The organism is Rhodococcus sp. 06-462-5 (assembly GCF_002258315.1).
GTDB lineage: Bacteria > Actinomycetota > Actinomycetes > Mycobacteriales > Mycobacteriaceae > Rhodococcoides.
On record NZ_NOYD01000001.1, the window covers coordinates 329,624 to 345,270 of the forward strand.

Annotated in this window: 17 protein-coding genes; 7 read left to right on the top strand and 10 right to left on the bottom strand. The window is 65.6% G+C overall.

Features of this window, described 5'->3' with window-relative positions:
* The first annotated feature begins 48 nt into the window (after nucleotides 1-48).
* Nucleotides 49-690 (top strand): LysE family translocator, encoded by a 642-nt coding sequence (locus tag CH251_RS01645; protein ID WP_094611507.1) that lies wholly within the window; start codon nucleotides 49-51, stop codon nucleotides 688-690.
* Here the strand turns inward: CH251_RS01645 and atzF are convergent.
* From atzF to CH251_RS01670, 5 genes are read right to left on the bottom strand one after another with little or no spacing between them, the layout of a single operon-like run.
* Nucleotides 615-2,375 carry an allophanate hydrolase gene (gene atzF, locus CH251_RS01650; protein ID WP_094611508.1) on the bottom strand — a complete coding sequence of 587 codons (1,761 nt, stop codon included), beginning with the start codon at nucleotides 2,373-2,375 and terminating at the stop codon, nucleotides 615-617. The genes CH251_RS01645 and atzF overlap by 76 nt on opposite strands.
* Nucleotides 2,365-4,392: a 5-oxoprolinase/urea amidolyase family protein gene (locus CH251_RS01655; RefSeq protein ID WP_094611509.1), complete on the bottom strand. Its 2,028-nt coding sequence runs from the start codon at nucleotides 4,390-4,392 to the stop codon at nucleotides 2,365-2,367. The genes atzF and CH251_RS01655 overlap by 11 nt, the downstream gene beginning before the upstream one ends.
* Nucleotides 4,389-5,012: an urea amidolyase associated protein UAAP2 gene (locus CH251_RS01660; RefSeq protein ID WP_094611666.1), complete on the bottom strand. Its 624-nt coding sequence runs from the start codon at nucleotides 5,010-5,012 to the stop codon at nucleotides 4,389-4,391. Before CH251_RS01660 ends, CH251_RS01655 begins: the two co-directional genes overlap by 4 nt.
* 11 nt (nucleotides 5,013-5,023) lie before the next feature.
* Nucleotides 5,024-5,806: an urea amidolyase associated protein UAAP1 gene (locus CH251_RS01665; RefSeq protein ID WP_094611510.1), complete on the bottom strand. Its 783-nt coding sequence runs from the start codon at nucleotides 5,804-5,806 to the stop codon at nucleotides 5,024-5,026.
* Nucleotides 5,807-5,812: 6 nt separating this feature from the next.
* Nucleotides 5,813-7,360: an amino acid permease gene (locus tag CH251_RS01670; protein ID WP_094611511.1), complete on the bottom strand. Its 1,548-nt coding sequence runs from the start codon at nucleotides 7,358-7,360 to the stop codon at nucleotides 5,813-5,815.
* Nucleotides 7,361-7,546: 186 nt separating this feature from the next.
* On the opposite strand from CH251_RS01670, the gene CH251_RS01675 reads away from it, so the two are divergent.
* Genes CH251_RS01675 through CH251_RS01690 form a run of 4 tightly spaced genes read left to right on the top strand, consistent with a single transcriptional unit; the run spans nucleotide 7,547 to nucleotide 10,181 of the window.
* A complete protein-coding gene (locus tag CH251_RS01675; RefSeq protein ID WP_094611512.1) occupies nucleotides 7,547-8,248 on the top strand; it encodes a TetR/AcrR family transcriptional regulator in 702 nt (233 codons plus the stop codon).
* Entirely contained in the window at nucleotides 8,245-8,910 is a 666-nt protein-coding gene (locus CH251_RS01680) for an SDR family NAD(P)-dependent oxidoreductase (protein WP_094611513.1), read from the top strand. Before CH251_RS01675 ends, CH251_RS01680 begins: the two co-directional genes overlap by 4 nt.
* Nucleotides 8,911-8,920: 10 nt before the next feature.
* Nucleotides 8,921-9,364, top strand: a complete 444-nt coding sequence (locus tag CH251_RS01685; protein ID WP_094611514.1) for a cupin domain-containing protein — start codon at nucleotides 8,921-8,923, stop codon at nucleotides 9,362-9,364.
* On the top strand, nucleotides 9,357-10,181 hold the full coding sequence (locus tag CH251_RS01690; protein WP_094611515.1) for a spermidine synthase: 825 nt from the start codon (nucleotides 9,357-9,359) through the stop codon (nucleotides 10,179-10,181). Before CH251_RS01685 ends, CH251_RS01690 begins: the two co-directional genes overlap by 8 nt.
* On the opposite strand, the gene CH251_RS01695 is transcribed toward CH251_RS01690, so the two are convergent.
* Genes CH251_RS01695 through uraD form a run of 5 tightly spaced genes read right to left on the bottom strand, consistent with a single transcriptional unit; the run spans nucleotide 10,178 to nucleotide 14,165 of the window.
* The gene (locus tag CH251_RS01695) at nucleotides 10,178-10,954 is read right to left on the bottom strand and encodes an IclR family transcriptional regulator (protein WP_045197588.1); all 777 of its coding nucleotides are present in this window, start codon (nucleotides 10,952-10,954) and stop codon (nucleotides 10,178-10,180) included. The two genes, CH251_RS01690 and CH251_RS01695, sit on opposite strands and share 4 nt — an antisense overlap.
* A 31-nt stretch (nucleotides 10,955-10,985) precedes the next feature.
* Complete coding sequence (locus CH251_RS01700) at nucleotides 10,986-12,386, bottom strand: nucleobase:cation symporter-2 family protein (protein WP_094611516.1); 1,401 nt, start codon at nucleotides 12,384-12,386, stop codon at nucleotides 10,986-10,988.
* 12 nt (nucleotides 12,387-12,398) lie between these two features.
* The gene (pucL, locus tag CH251_RS01705) at nucleotides 12,399-13,289 is read right to left on the bottom strand and encodes a factor-independent urate hydroxylase (protein ID WP_094611517.1); all 891 of its coding nucleotides are present in this window, start codon (nucleotides 13,287-13,289) and stop codon (nucleotides 12,399-12,401) included.
* Nucleotides 13,290-13,294: 5 nt separating this feature from the next.
* Complete coding sequence (gene uraH, locus CH251_RS01710; RefSeq protein WP_094611518.1) at nucleotides 13,295-13,633, bottom strand: hydroxyisourate hydrolase; 339 nt, start codon at nucleotides 13,631-13,633, stop codon at nucleotides 13,295-13,297.
* The gene (uraD, locus tag CH251_RS01715) at nucleotides 13,626-14,165 is read right to left on the bottom strand and encodes a 2-oxo-4-hydroxy-4-carboxy-5-ureidoimidazoline decarboxylase (RefSeq protein ID WP_094611519.1); all 540 of its coding nucleotides are present in this window, start codon (nucleotides 14,163-14,165) and stop codon (nucleotides 13,626-13,628) included. Before uraD ends, uraH begins: the two co-directional genes overlap by 8 nt.
* Before the next feature lie 233 nt (nucleotides 14,166-14,398).
* On the opposite strand from uraD, the gene CH251_RS01720 reads away from it, so the two are divergent.
* Nucleotides 14,399-14,794: a gamma-glutamylcyclotransferase gene (locus CH251_RS01720; RefSeq protein ID WP_032385160.1), complete on the top strand. Its 396-nt coding sequence runs from the start codon at nucleotides 14,399-14,401 to the stop codon at nucleotides 14,792-14,794.
* A gap of 12 nt (nucleotides 14,795-14,806) precedes the next feature.
* A complete protein-coding gene (locus tag CH251_RS01725) occupies nucleotides 14,807-15,643 on the top strand; it encodes a hydroxypyruvate isomerase family protein (RefSeq protein ID WP_094611520.1) in 837 nt (278 codons plus the stop codon).
* Nucleotides 15,644-15,647: the final 4 nt, after the last annotated feature.

The following is a 15,647-nucleotide window of genomic DNA, read 5'->3' on the forward strand; positions in this document are numbered from 1 at the left end:
GTAACTGGCTCTTCTCGTATGGGTAGGTCGAGGTGAAGTGTTGTCCGCATGGTGTCGTATTCCGCAGCTCTCGGAGTGTTCGCAGTGGCTCTCGCGTTGGTTCTGACGCCGGGCCCCAACATGATCTACCTTGTCTCGCGCAGTATTTCGCAGGGCCGACGGGCGGGACTGGTGTCGTTGGCCGGCGTCGCAGTCGGATTCCTGGTCTATCTCACCGCCACCAATCTCGGCCTGGCAGCGGTGTTCACCGCGGTGCCTGCGCTGTACACGGTGGTCAAGCTCGCCGGCGCCGCGTACCTCGCCTGGTTGGCTGTGCAGGCGCTCCGTGGCACGGTGTCGGCCTTCGAACCGACCGAGCTGCAACAGGATTCGACTCGGCGGCTGTTCACCATGGGGTTGGTGACCAACCTGTTGAACCCGAAGATCGCGATCATGTACATCTCGGTCATCCCGCAGTTCGTCGATCCTGCGGCCGGACACCTTCTGCTGCAGGGATTCACGCTCGGCGGCGTGCAGATCGCTGTGGCCGTAGCGGTCAACCTGGCGATCGTGGTGCTCGCCGGATCGATCGCGCAGTTCCTCGCCGTTCGCCCCACGTGGCTGAGGGTGCAGCGCTACGTCATGGGCACGGTGCTCGGACTGCTCGCCGTGCGGGTGGCGACCGACGGCGGCAAACCGGTCCCGGCTTGAGCTCTGTATGCGCGCCAGCCGCCGAATTCGGTGATGTCGGTTCCGTTCTCGGCTGCGTCGTGCGCGCAGCAGAATCCGGTGACCCAGCGGCCGTCGGACAATTCGACCGGGCCCAGGCCCATCGGCGCGGGCAATCCTGCGAGGAAGGTCCCGAGCGCGGCTGCGGACATGCGATACAACTCTCCCGAGATGGGAGCGCCGTCGCCGGCGCGCCGCACGAGACCGGGCTTGGGCGGGGTGGTGTGCAGATCGACCAGCCGGTAGTCCGCCGTGGTCGTCACCTCGCCGCTGAACCGGGCACCGCGATCGGTCAACTGGTGATGCACCGGAAAGCCGCGCAGATGCGCACCGACGGCCAACACCTCGATACCGTCGTCGATCAACGACGGTGACGCGACGCCGCTCAACTGTGCAGCCAGGTCGATCGCGATCTGATCCTCGAATGCCGGCACCACGACCATGACCCCGAACGGATTGCCGTCCGGCGTCGGGGCTCCGGGAACGGCCACCGCGGCCATGTCGAGCAGGTTGCAGAAGTTGGTGAACGTGCCGAGGCGTCGATTGATGCCGACCGGATCCGACTGCACCGCAGCGATGCTCGGATGCTCGGTGGTGGTGGGCAACAGCAGACCGTCGAAACTGTTCAGCAGTGCCAGGGCCGAAGTCTCGGCCCTGGCGAGCGCATCGACGTCGTCCACGTACCGGTGCGCGGACGGTCCCGACGCCGATCGGACGATCGCGGACACCGTGGGATCGGCACCGGCAGGCGCGGTGTCGAGAAACTCTCCGACGGCCGAATAGCGTTGCGCCACAATTGCTCCGTCGTACAGCAGTGTTGCCGCGTCGAGCAGCGTGGAGATGTCGACCTCGGCGTGGGCAATACCCTTGTCGGCCAGGCCGGCCACCGTCTCCTCGAATGCCCGACGGTACGCCGGGCTCATCGACGTCAGATCTTCGGCTCGGGGGATGGCGACGCGGGGCTGCAGGGATGCGGCGAGCCGTACGTCGGCCGGCCAGGCCCGACTGCGTGGATCGGTAGAAGTAGGTCCGGTCATGACTTTCATTGCTGCAGTGGCACTGTCGAGATCGCGCGCGAGAACGGTGACGCAATCGTAGTCGGCGCAGGCGGGCACGACGCCGGTGTTCGGCACGATACCCAGCGTGGCCTTGATGCCGACCAGCCCGTGGAAGGCTGCGGGTACTCGACCCGAACCTGCTGTATCGGTGCCGATTCCGATGTCCGCGATGCCCAGTGCGACCGCGACGGCGGAACCGGAACTCGAGCCTCCCGAGATCAGTGTCGGATCCCAGGCGCAGCGCACCGCGCCGTAGGGGCTGCGGGTCCCGACCAGTCCGGTGGCGAACTGGTCGAGATTGGTCTTGCCCAACACCAGTGCGCCCTGGCTCGTCAGTCGCTCGACGGCGACAGCGGACACGTCGGGGGTGTAGGCGAACTCGGGGCAGGCCGCGGTGGTGGGCAGACCCGAGACGTCGATGTTGTCCTTGACTGCGACGAGCACACCGGCGAGCGGCAGATCAGCACCGGCTGCGAGCGCCTCGTCGAGGGCGACGGCCTCGGCCAGCACGTCGTCCTCGTCGCGCAGGGTGATCCAAACCTCGGGGCGATCCACCTCGGCGATCCGTTTGTAGGCCTGCAGAACTCGGTCCCGTACCTCAGGCTGCATCGGTCTTGCCCTTCGTCTTGTCGAATTCGCCCGCTGCCGACCACGCGTCGCGTTCGGCACCGAAGGCGACGGCCTGCGTCGCGCGGAACTCGGCGATGGAGTCCGCGTTGGTGTCCAGGAAGTTCTCGTGCTCGGCGAGGGAGAACTCACCGTCGGTGATCTGCACTCCGCCACCGCGACCGGCCGCCAGATCTGCGCGCAGGTCCATCAGTTCCTCGGGTTCGACCGGGTACCAGGAGATTCGGTCGAAGAAGCGAAGCAACCACGGGGTGCCCTCCTCGAACGGGCCGCCGCTGTAGGCGGCACTGTGGTTCCACACCTGCGTGGTTCGACCCACGAACTGGTATCCGCCAGGACCCTCCATGCCGTAGATGCACAGGTACGCTCCGCCGATGCCGACGGCGTTCTCCGGCGTCCACGTGCGCGCCGGGTTGTACTTGGTCGTCACCAGTCGGTGCCGCGGATCCAACGGGGTCGCCACCGGTGCGCCCAGGTACACGTCACCGAGTCCGAGAACCATGTAGTCGGCAGCGAAGACGGTGTCGAACACCTCTGCCACCGAGTCGAGTCCGTTCATGCGCCGGATGAACTCGATGTTCCAGGGACACCACGGGGCGTCGGCGCGCACGCCGTGCATGTATCGCTGTATCGCCTCGCGGGTCGAGGGGTCGTCCCACGACAGTGGCAGCCGAACCTGGCGGCTGGGCACCACGAGTTCCGAGGCCGCGGGCAGATCGTCCTCGACCTCCGATAGCAGACCCATCAACGAATCGATGGACAGCACATCGGGATTCACCTTCACCTGTAGCGAGCGAATTCCCGGGGTCAGGTCCACCAACCCGCGGGGCGCGAGTGCTTCGACGCGCTGGTGTAGGGCGTGCACTCGGGCCCGCAGGGCCAGATCGAGCTTCATGTCGCCGTACTCGACCAGCACGTTGTCGTCGCCCGAGCGGCGGTAGGTGACGCACGTGTCGGCGTCGCGTCGAGCGATGACGCCGTCGTCACCGTCGCCGCCTGCGGAGAACACCGCGGGCAGAGACGCGCGGCGAGCGAGACCGAGTGATCCCAGCGGCGCGGTGGACGCGGCCTTCACAGGAACGAAACGGATGGTGTCGCCCGGTCGTAGCTGGCCGAGCTTCCACCGCTCGGCCGCGACAACGGTGACAGGGCAGACGAATCCGCCCAGGCTCGGCCCGTCGGGTCCGAGCAGGATCGGGGTGTCGCCGGTGAAGTCCAACGCCCCGACGCTGTAGGCGTTGTCGTGGATGTTCGACGGGTGCAGTCCGGCCTCGCCGCCGTCGGGCCGAGCCCACTGCGGCTTCGGTCCGATCAGCCGGACCCCGGTGCGGTCGGAGTTGAAGTGCACCTCGTAGCGGGTGGCGTAGAGGGTGTCGATGTCCTCGCGGGTGAAGAACTCCGGTGCGCCGTGTGGACCCTCGGTGACGGCGATGTCCCATTTCGACGTCAGCACCGGCAGGTGTTCCATGGGAATCGGACCGAGGACTGCGGCGTTGTCGGAGCGGCCCGCCAGTCCGACGACGTCGCCCTCACCGAGCACGCCGCCGCGATGTCCACCGAACTTACCGAGCGTGAACGTTGCTGCGCTACCGAGGTAGTCGTCGACGTGGAGGCTGCCCTGAATCAGAACGTAGACCCGCAGCCCCGACCCGGTGGTGGTACCGACATCGAGTAGGGCACCGGCGGGCACCAGTACGGGTTTCCACTGCGGAGCCGCTCGGCCGTCGATGCGCACCGGCACCGCGGCACCGGTGACGCAGACGTAGGTGTCGGCATCGAACGTCAATGCCGGCCCGGCCATGGTGGATTCCAGCCCCGGTGCACCCTCGGGATTGCCGAGCGCGACGTTGCCGAGCCGGAACGACAGGTCGTCCATCGGTCCCGACGGTGGTACGCCGACCTTCCAGTAGCCGACGCGTCCGGGCCAGTCCTGCACCGTGGTGAGCATCCCGGGCCGCTGGACCGTCATCTTGGCGGCTGTGAGGTTCGCTCCGGTCATGCGCGCGTCACGATCATGCGCACCGCGGTGGGGTCGAATCCGTTGCAGGGGTTGTTGATCTGCGGGCAGTTGGACACCAGCACCAGCGTGTCGATCTCGGCACGCAACGACAGCTTCTTGCCGGGAGCCGAGAGACCGTCGACGATGCCGAGGGTGCCGTCGGCGTCGACGGGGACGTTCATGAAGAAGTTGATGTTGGGCACCAGGTCTCGTTTGCCGAGTCCCCACTTGGATCCCTCGATGAGGAAGTTCTCGACGCACGCGTGCTGATGCTGCGTGTGGTGGCCGTAGCGGAGGGTGTTCGATTCCTTGGAGCACGCACCGCCGACGGTGTCGTGGTTTCCGACCTCGTCGTCGACGATCGTCATGATCGGCGTCGAATCATCGCTCCGCAGCACGGTTCCGGTGGTGAGAAAGAGGTTCTGCTGCGCGCTGACGGTTGCGGGGGCGGAATATCGGATCGAGTGGTCGTGCGCGCCGTACATCAGGGTGTCGACGGCCTGATTGCCGTACAGATCGACGATGGTCAGTACGTCACCCGCCTCGACGACGGCGGACCAGGGGCCGAATGCGGGGGCGATCTCGTCGCGAACGATCGTGGTCTCGAGTGTGCTGCTCACTGTTCCTGTGGTCACTGTGCTGCCTTCCATGCGTCCTCGGTGTTCTGCACTGCGCGCAGGTATTCCGGTTCGGTATTGCCGAGAGTGAGTAGCTCTTCCGGTGCTCGCCACGCCAGTACGTCGAGAGCGGTCGTGGGGAATTCGGACCTCGGGTCGAGTGGGTGAGCGGTGTTGGCCAGCAACACGATCACCGGCAGGTGGATCAGCAGATCCACGTGCTTTCCCGCTCCTGCGGATCCGGTGCTGATCAGAGCGCCGTCGGCGTCGACTCTCACGCCGTGAAAGAACGACAGGGACGGTGCGACGTCGCGTGGTTCGAGTCCGTGCTTGGCTGCGGCGAGGGTGAACAGTTCCCGACCGGCCGGAGCCGACGAATGTGGTCCGCTGACTCCGTATTTGGCGACATTGGTGGCGGTGGAGGTGGTGCCGCACAGTGCGTCGTGGCGGCCGGAGGTGTCGTCGACGAGGGTGGCCAGCACGCGGCCCTGGTCCGAGAGCAGGGGATGGCCCGAGCTCAGGTAGGCCTGCCACGGCACCTTGACGGTGTCGGCGGTGTTGAGCCGTTCCCACGGTGCGTCGGCGCGGTAGAGCAGGATGTTGGCGCAGGCATCACCGTCGACGTCGACGAGACGTAGCCGGGTTCCACGTGCGAGGACCTTGGTGGTGTAGCTGCCGCCGGGCACCGATTCGGCCCAGGTGAGCTCCGAGATGCCCTCCGGTGCAGTGGGTGCCGGAGCGACGGTGGCCTGGGAACGTGCGTGTTCCTTGGCAGAGTGGGTGGTTGCTGTGCTCATGGTGGCTCAGGCTCCGATCGTGACGGGCTTGGGGTGGGCTTTGCCGCGGGGAAGGCAGGCGATGCCGACGACGATCACGGCGAGGACGGTCAGCGGTGCGGCCCATCGCAGGATGGGGAATTCTCCGGTGGGGTCGAAGATCTCGGCGCGCGGCCATGACAGGTTGATCACCATCAATCCGCCGTACAGGACCGCTGCGATGTTGACGGGCAGGCCGAGTCGGCCGAGGGTGAAGAGCTTGTCCCCGTCGGCATCTTTCTGTACTCCGCCGTGCGGCCATCCCTTGAGCCGCTGGATCAGCAGCGGGACGGTGACCATCATGTAGGCGAGGTAGATCAGCACGATGCAGACGCTGGACAGCGTGGTGAAGATCGCGGAGTTGCCGACGTTGACGGCCAGGATCGCTACGCAGGCCAGACCGATCAGCACCGACGGTGCGATGGGAGTTCCGGTGCGCGAGTTGACCTTCGCGAGAGCCGCGGAGGCGGGCAGTCGTCCGTCGCGGGCCATGGAGAACATCAGCCGCGATGCCGCGGTCTGGATGGCGAGGGTGCAGATGAACACGGCAATCGCGACGTCGACCAGTAGAACCTTGCCCCACGGCGAGGTGAGGATCGAGTCGATGACGTACGGAAGCCCCTGTGTCGCAAGCTGACCGTCGGTCAGGCTGGGTGCGGCCATCAGAGCGCCGACGATCATCAGGCCGCCGCCCAGTGCCGATGCGGACAGTGCCAGGCGGATGGTGCGGGGCGCGACGCGTCGGGGATTGCGGGTCTCCTCGGCGAGTTCGCCTGCCGAGCCGAAGCCGACCATGACGTAGGCGGCCATCAGGCCCGAGACGATCCAGGCCCCGATGTAGCCGGGATCGGCTCCGGCACTTCCGGTATCGAACACCACCTGCGGTCCACGCTCGGCGTGGGTGAAGAACACCAGTACCAGGGCGATGACTCCGACGATCTCGCAGGTGACGCCGATGCTGTTGATCCGCGACATCCAGTTCACGCCGATGCAGTTGATGGTGGTGGTGAGCACCAGCAGAATCGATCCCAGCACAACGGCATTGGCGGCACCGCTCGGTGAGGTGAGTGCGGTGTCCTCGCCGATCAGCTGGAATCCGCCCCAGATGCTGGGGAGTACCACCTGCAGTGCGATCGCGGCCGCCGAGGCGGTGACGATCTGGGCGATGATCATGAACCAACCCGCGAACCACCCGACCAGCTCGCCGCCCATGCGCCGCGACCAGTGGTAGATCGCACCCGAGATGGGATAGCGGGCAGCGAGTTCGGCGAAGTTCAGGGCCACCATGAACTGCCCGAGGAATACCAGCGGCCAGGTGAGGAAGAAGGCCGGGCCGCCGAAGCTGAAGCCGAGGCCGAAGAGCTGGAAGATGGTGGTGAGGATCGAGACGAACGAGAAGCCGGCCGCGAAGGACGCGTACTTACCGAGGCTGCGATGCAGCTGCTGGTCGTAACCCAGGGCGGCCAGATCCGAATGATCCGAGGTGGCGGGTGATTCGGACCCCTGACCCGACGCGGGCAGTGTGGTCGAGCTCATGTGATCTCCTACGGGCGAGGTGGGTGGATGAGTGACCCCGCTGCATCACCGAGGCGGGTTTCTGTCAGTTGATAGTTTTCGGCACCGTCGTTCCCGGGCGGTGACCGTCGTGCAACAAGCTCGTTTCGTCTATTTCGATCAGATGACAGAAATCTCACCGTCATATCGAGCTGACAAGATGCAGTCATGACCGGAGCAGGCAGGCCAAGGCTGAGCACGAAGAAGCGGCCCGGTGACACCGCTCGCGAGGAGATACTCGACGCCTCGGCCGAGCTCTTCACCACTCGCGGATTCACCAACACCTCGACTCGCGTCATCGCCGAGGCCGTCGGATTGCGTCAGGCCTCGCTGTATCACCACTTCGCGACCAAGGACGACATCCTGGACGCACTGCTCAGCGGAACGGTCGACGCGCCGCTGGCCGTCGCGCAGCACATTCGAGACTCGCAGGCCGAGGCTGCGACCCAGATGTACGCACTCGCCTACTTCGATTCCGGCCAACTCGGTGCGTCCACCTGGAATCTGGGCGCGCTGTACCTGCTGCCCGAGCTACGCAGCGAACGCTTCGAGACTTTCCGCGACCATCGCTACACGCTGATGGGTCTGTATGCGGCCATCGCGTCGGACACGCTGGACCAACTGGGCTCCCCACGCCGACCGGGGACGGAGGACCTGCCGTTTCGCCTGGTGGAGACCGTGGTGAACGCAAGAGCCGATCGTGAGAACGGTCGCAGCGACCCCACAGCCGATGCCGCCGGAATCGCCGCGGCAGCACTGCGCGTGCTCGGCTGGACCGGAGATGTCACGGCGTTGCACGAGAGTGCGGAAGCCCTGCTCGAGTCGGTCGTCGGAATAGTCGAGGACGGACGTTCCTTGCACAGGACATGACTTCCATAGCAATTGTCGGAGCAGGTGCAGGTCTCGGAGCAGCGGTGGCGCGCAAGTTCGGCGCGCAGGGTTTCTCGGTCGGCCTCATCTCCCGCAACCAGGCCCGCGTGGACTCCCTGGCCGATCAGCTCGCTGCCGACGGTATCGCCGCGAAGGGCTTCGTCGCCGACGTACGTGACCCGGCCTCGATCGCCGCAGCGCTCGAGCAGGTCACCGAAACGCTCGGACCCATCGAGGTGCTGCAGTACAGCCCACTTCCGCAGAAGGACTTCATGCGGCCCGTGCTCGAGACCACCCCGGCCGACATGGTCGGCCCGGTCGAGTTCTCCATCTACGGGCCCATTGCCGCCGTGCACCAGGTGCTGCCGGGCATGCGATTTCTCGGCGAGAACAAGGGCACGATCCTGTTCGTCAACGGCGGCTCTGCGGTGAAGCCCGGTCGTACCGTCACCGGTACGTCCATCGCGTTCGCAGGCCAGGCCGCCTACGCGCAGCTGCTCAACGAGGAACTGGCCGAGGAGGGAATCCAGGTGTCGCAGTTGATCATCGGTGGTGCCATCGACGGTAGCGACCCGAGGAAGAGCCCCGAGGCTCTCGCCGAACAACTGTGGAACCTGCACACCGGACGCGACAAGTTCCGGGTTCAGATCGCCACGGATTAGGGTTGCGTCCATGACGTCGCTGCCCGACTGGGCTCAGAGCCTGGACCTTGCACCCCACCCGGAGGGTGGTTGGTTTCGCGAGACCTGGCGCAGCGAGGTCACCATCCCACAGGAGTTCCTGCCCGACGGCTATCCCGGTCCCCGCGCGGCAGGCACGGCAATCCTGTTCCTGCTCATGCCCGGCCAGCAGTCGGCGTGGCACACCGTCCGCGGCACCGAGATGTGGCTGTATCACCGCGGTAGTCCGGTGCAGCTCGACCTCGGCGGCGCAGGGGACGATCCGGGAACCGTGACCTCGCTGCTGGTCGGACCGGACTCGCCGCAGCAGATCGTGCCGCCGTCGGTGTGGCAGCGGGCGCGTCCGGTGGGCGACGAGCCGAGCTTGGTCAGCTGCACCGTCACTCCGGGATTCGATTTCGAGGACTTTCGGCTCGAGGGGCCTGCGAATGGGTAGGAAGCGCGCGTCGGCACCGGCCGGCTCTCTGCAACCCGGAGTGTTCGAGATCGATTCGGGCACATGTGAACTGGTTCGTGACGCCTTCTCCGACGACGGCTGGGTCGTCAACGTCAACGACGTCCCGAGTTCGCACATCGACATGAACGACCCCACCGTTCTCGAATTCGAGTACATGCGCTGGATATCCGGACTGGTTCGCGCGCAGTGGGATTCGACCTTCCCGCTGCGGGCGCTGCACCTCGGGGGCGGGGCGTGCACGCTCGCGCGTTCGTTCACCGCGGAATATCCGGGGGCACGTCAGGTGGTCGTGGAACTCGACGGAAAGCTCTCGGAGTTGGTACGCGAATGGTTCGACCTCCCGCGAGCACCGCTGCTGCGTATCCGCGTCGGTGAGGCGCGGGCGGTCACCGAGACCTTGAGCGAGAACAGCCGCGACCTGATCGTGCGAGATGTGTTCGCCGGAGCGGTCACTCCGGCCCCGCTACTGACCGCCGAGTTCACCGAGCATGTTCGACGCGTCCTCACGCCCGGCGGCATGTACGTCGTCAATTGCGGTGATCGACGCGATCTTTCGCTCGCGAAGCAGGAGGCGGCGACTCTTCGCAGTGTCTTTCCGCACCTGGCGATCGTCGCCGATCCGGCGATGCTCAAGGGCAGGCGCTACGGCAACATCATCATCGCGGGCAGCGATGTGCCGATCGGGGATTCCCCGTCGTTGGCTCGCGAACTGCTCGGCGGCGCGGTACCGGCTCACGTGTGGCTCACCGAGCAGGTCGAGTCCTTCGCTCGCGATGCGCGAATCCTGAAAGATTAGGGTGCGGGGTTGTTGCCCGCGAGATCTTTGGCCAGTCGCTCGGCCGCCGAGATCAGCAGGGGTACGAACTGTTCGGCCGATTCGAGCGTGACTCGCGCGGTGGGTCCGGCGATGGACATCGCCGTCAGCGTGGGTGCACCGATCACCGGTACGGCGAAGCAGCGCACTCCCACCTCCTGCTCGCCGTCGTCGATGGCGTAGCCGCGTTGGCGAATCACCGCAAGATCTTCGAGTAATGCGTCCAGAGTGGTGATGGTGTTGACGGTGCGTGGGGCCATGCCGAGTCGGCCGACGATCGCGCGGACGGCGTCGTCGTCCAACTGAGCGAGGAGAGCTTTTCCGACGCCGGTGGAGTGCGGCAGAACCCGCTGTCCGACCTCGTTGAACATCCGCATGGCGTGTTCGGACGGCACCTGCGCGACATAGACCGCCATGTCGTCTTCGAGGAACGCCATGTTGGACGTCTCGTGCGTGATCCGGACCAGCTCGGCCAGGTACGGCTTCGCCCATCCGCCGATCAGTTTGCTCGCGCTGTCACCCAGGCGAATAAGTTTGGTGCCCAACGCATATCGACGGGACGGCAGCCGCCTGACGTAGCCGAGCGAGACGAGGGTCCCGATCAGTCGATGCACGGTCGGCATCGGCAGATCGGTACCCTCGGCGAGTTCGCTGATCCCGATGGATCCGCCCGAGGCGGCCATGATGTCGAGCAACTCGAATGCACGCTCCACGGACTGCACCCCGCCACCTGCCGCCACAGTCCCACCTCGCATGCTCGTAGCTTCTACCGATCTCGATAGAACACTACTGGTGATGCCGCGTCGCCACCGGCGGCGCAGCGGTCACCACCGACGGTGAGGGTTTCTGGCCGATCGTGACGACGTTGAAGGCGATGTTCAGCAGGACGGCGACGATGCTCGCGGCGCTGATGCCCGAGTCGAGTACCACGTGGACCCAATCGGGGAACGCTGCGTAGAAGCCTGGCACCGCGATGGGGATGACGCCGAAGCCGATGGCGACGGCCACGATCACGAGGTTGAGATTGCCGTCGAACTCCACCTTGGACAGCGTCCTGATGCCGCTGGCGGCCACCGAGCCGAACAGCACGATGCCCGCGCCGCCGAGTACCGGCAACGGAACCGATGCGACGACCAGTCCGAGGATGGGAAAGAGTCCGAGGAACAACAGCACCGAGCCGCCGGCCGCGACGACGTAGCGACTCTTGATTCCGGTGACCGCCACCAGGCCGACATTCTGGGCGAAGGCACTGGCGGGGAAGGTGCCGAACACGGGAGCGATCGTGGTGGCCACCATGTCCGCGCGCAACCCGTCGCCGACGCGTCGGGCATCGACGTCGGTGCCGACTATCTCGCCGACGGCCAGGATGTCCGCGGTGGTCTCGGTCATGATGACCAGGATGACGACGACCATCGACAGGATCGCCGCGATCTGGAAGGTCGGTGCTCCGAACGCGAACGGCTCGGGGAGGCTGAAGATGGCACCGTCGCCGACACCGGAGAAGTCGGCCTTGCCTATCAGGACCGCGAACACCGTGCCGACGATGATGCCGATGAGGATCGACAGCCGCGAGAGTGTGCCCTGCACCAGTCGGCTGACGAGCAGAACCACCACGAGGCTGAAGGCCGCGAGACCGATGTTGGACATCGAACCCCAGTCGGTGGCCTGTTGATCACCGCCCATCGCCCACCGAACCGCAACGGGCAGAAGCGAGATGCCGATGACGGTGATGATCGTGCCGGTGACCACCGGTGGGAAGAAGCGAACGATCTTGCTGAAGAACGGGGTGATGAGGATGCCGATGGCACCGGCGGCGATGATGGCTCCGAACACGGAGTTCAAACCGCCCGGCCCACTTGCGATGGCCACCATCGTCGACACCGAGGCGAACGAAATGCCCTGCACCAGAGGGAGCTTTGCGCCGAAGTACGGCACCCCCAGGGTCTGCAGCAAGGTGGCCGCTCCGCTGACGAACAACGCGGCCGAGACCAACAGTGCGATCTCGGTGCCGGTCAGCCCCGCTGCACCACCGACGATCAGAGGTGGTGCGATGACTCCGCCGTACATCGTCAGGATGTGCTGCAATCCGTAGAGATACGACCTGCCGATCGACAACCGCTCGTCCTCGGGACGGGCGGGGTCGTGCGGCGCATGGGTCTTGGTCGACGCGCGTTTCGTCAGCTTCATGTCGGCTCGCTCCTAGCAGAATCCGGGCACGGTATCCCAGGCGCGGCCTGCGTCCGGGGCGTCGTCGCGCTGCACCGTGGCCTCGATCAGACCGTAGGGGCGATCCGCGACATAGAAGACCTCACCGGGGTTGTCGAGCCCGAACGGCTCGAGGTCGACGAGGAAGTGATGGATGTTGGGCATCGAGAACTTGATCTCACCGATCTCCGGGTGTACCTCGAGAACCTGCTTGCCCATCTGGAACAGGCTCTGCTGCAACGCAAGAGAGTGAGTCGAGGCGAAGGCGTCGAGCATGATCGAGCGGACGTCGTCGAAGGTCTTGTCGAAGTCGAGCTCGGTGGTGAGGTACCGCCAGCGGGCGCTGACCGACGTCGCCAGTATCCGGTCCGTGGTCTCCTTCAGCGTGGTGTAGCGGTCCTTCGGATAACCCCAGAACTCGGATGCTGTCGAGTTCAGCACCACGAGGTCGCTGATTCCGGAGACGATGGAGATGTTTTCGCCGTCGATCGTGACGATCGTGTTCCGCTTCTCGTCGCCGGCCTTGACGAACGAGTGGTCGTATCCGTCTTCACCGTCAGCGATTCGCGACCAGGAGTACTGCTCGATCTCCCAGCGACCGCCGGTGATCCAGTCGAAGCTGTCGGTGAAGTGCGCGCCGAGGCGCAGAGCGAAGTTCTCGATCGCCCCGATGCCGTCGCGGGCGAAGGCGTACACGGTGTTCTTCTGGGTGTCGGTCGCGACGACGTGGGCGTTGTCCCCCTCGGTGTGGACGGCCTCGAGGTCGCCGCGCAGCTGCGAGGTGACACTGACGTCGGTGATGCGGTGGCGAGGAGTCTCGCGGTCGATGCGGACGAGTCTGCATTCGGCTTTGCCGTACTGGTTTTCTCCGAGCACGATGGTCATGGGTTCTAGCTCCCTCGATAGGTGGTGAAAGCGAACGGGCTCAACAGAAGTGGGATGTGGTAGTGCTGGTCGGGTGCGGTGATCTCGAAGGTGACGACCACCTCGGGGTGGAAGCATTCGGTGTGCTGGGCCGCGAAGTACGCGCCGGTTGCGAAAGTGAGGCGGTAGACGCCCGGTTCGAGTTCACTGGGACCGAGCGCGGCGACCCGCCCTTGCTCGTCGGTGACCGCGTCGGCAACGTGGATACCGTGGTGATCGGCAAGCATGATCGAGACGCCCTGCGCAGGAACGCCTCTTGCCGCATCGAGTACGTGGGCGGTCACATGGCTCCTCTGGTCAGACATCGCCGAGACTTCCTGTCGCGCGAATCTCGGCGATCTCCCGCAGTTCGTGCTCGACGACGACGGCCTCGGTCTCGGAGTCGTTGCCGAGCCTGCCGTGCAGAGCGTCGAGAACCGCGTGGGCATCCCGGCCGGCGGCCCTGATCAGAAACACCTGCCCGAATCGCCTCTCGTAGGCCACGTTTCCCGTTCGTAGCCGTTGTTCGATGCTCGCGTCGGAGATGTCGACGCCGGATTGTTCGGCGCTCGCGTACTCCGCACTCCTATCGTGATTGTCGGGTCTCTCGCCGATGCGCGGATGCACGGCGAGTGCTCGCCCCACCTCCTCGGCTGTCAGTGGTCCGGCAGCGTGACGGATGGCGTGACGCAGAGCCTGTGTGTCGGCGAACGGGCGGGCGCTCAGAACCCCTCCGACCCAGCGGGGTACGTCGAGGCAGAGCGACAGCCTGCGCGCCGCATCGGCGTCGGAGGCCGAGTTCAGCTCGACGACTGCAGCGTCGGTGTCTGATTCCGCTATACGAAATGTTGATTCCACCAGACGAGCGTGACACCGATCACATCCACTGTCAAGGGTTGATCTCGGGTTGTCTGCGTCGAGTCTTTCGGTGTTGCAGCACTGCGGTATTCGGCGCTTCGGTCGGACAGTCCGGGTGTGCGGGTCTTGACAGATCCACGTGGTGCACGCCACACTCGCTTCACAAAACGGAATCGCAATTCCGCAATGCGGACTTTGAGTCCGGTCCGTTCGAGCCCGAGAGGAACGACTTCATGACGGAGCTTTTCTGCAACGGTGGTGCGATGCGCGGCGGCAGCCTGCACCACAACGTCTCGTCCCACCCGTTCGTGGGGACAGTGCGCACCACGCCGAACTACCGCTTCTTCTCGGTACGGGACGAATTCCCGGCGCTGCTGCTCGACCACACCGCAGGTGCGGCCATCGAGGGCGAGCTCTACGACATTCCGCTCGACGACATCCGCACGGCGTTCCTGCCGGACGAACCGCCGGAGCTCGAACTCACCGTGGTCGCGCTCGAGGACGGGCGCTCCGTCCTGGGCGTGGGCCTCCGCCCCGGGGTGCTCGATGCACAACCGGACGAGCTGACCGACATCACCTACGCAGGCAGCTGGCGCAGGTACCGCGGCCTGCCGCAACCTCAGAACTGAAAGGCACTGTGCATGAACACCTTCGCTGATTCCAGGCTCCACTACACCGTCAACTGTTCCATTCTCTTCACCGACGTACCTCTGCTCGATCGCCCGCAGCGCGCGCGAGATGCCGGCTTCGACGCCGTCGAATTCTGGTGGCCGTTCTCGAACCCGGTCCCGTCCGATGCCGACGTCGATGCATTCGTGAAGTCCGTCCAGGATGCGGGCGTACAGCTGACCGGACTGAACTTCGCCGCCGGCGACATGCCTGCAGGCGATCGTGGGATTCTCTCCGATCCAGCGCAGAAGCAGGCCTTCCGAGACAACATCGACGCCACCGTCGGAATCGGCGAACAACTCGGCACCAGAGCGTTCAACGCCCTGTACGGAAATCGCATCGACGGAGTCGACCCGCTCGACCAGGACGAGGTCGCGATCGAGAACCTGGCCGCAGCCGGGAAGGCCGCAGCGAAAATCGGTGCGGTCGTACTGGTCGAACCCGTCAGCGGCGCACCCGCCTACCCGCTGAAGTCCGCTGCCGGAGCCGTCGCCACCATCCGCCGCGTGGCCCGTGAGCAGGACGTGCACAACCTGCGTCTGCTTGCCGACCTGTACCACCTCGCCGTCAACGGAGACGACGTTCCCGCAGCGCTCGAGGCCCACCACGACCTGATCGGGCACGTACAGATCGCCGACTCCCCCGGCCGCGGAGAACCGGGCACCGGATCGCTCGACCTCGGCGGACAGCTCGTCGGCCTCGCCGAACGCGGTTACGACGGCTACGTCGGACTCGAATACAAAGCCACCCGCCAGGACACGTTCTTCTGGCTTGCGCCGGATCTGGCCGACGTCACTACCTCCAAGTAAGGAT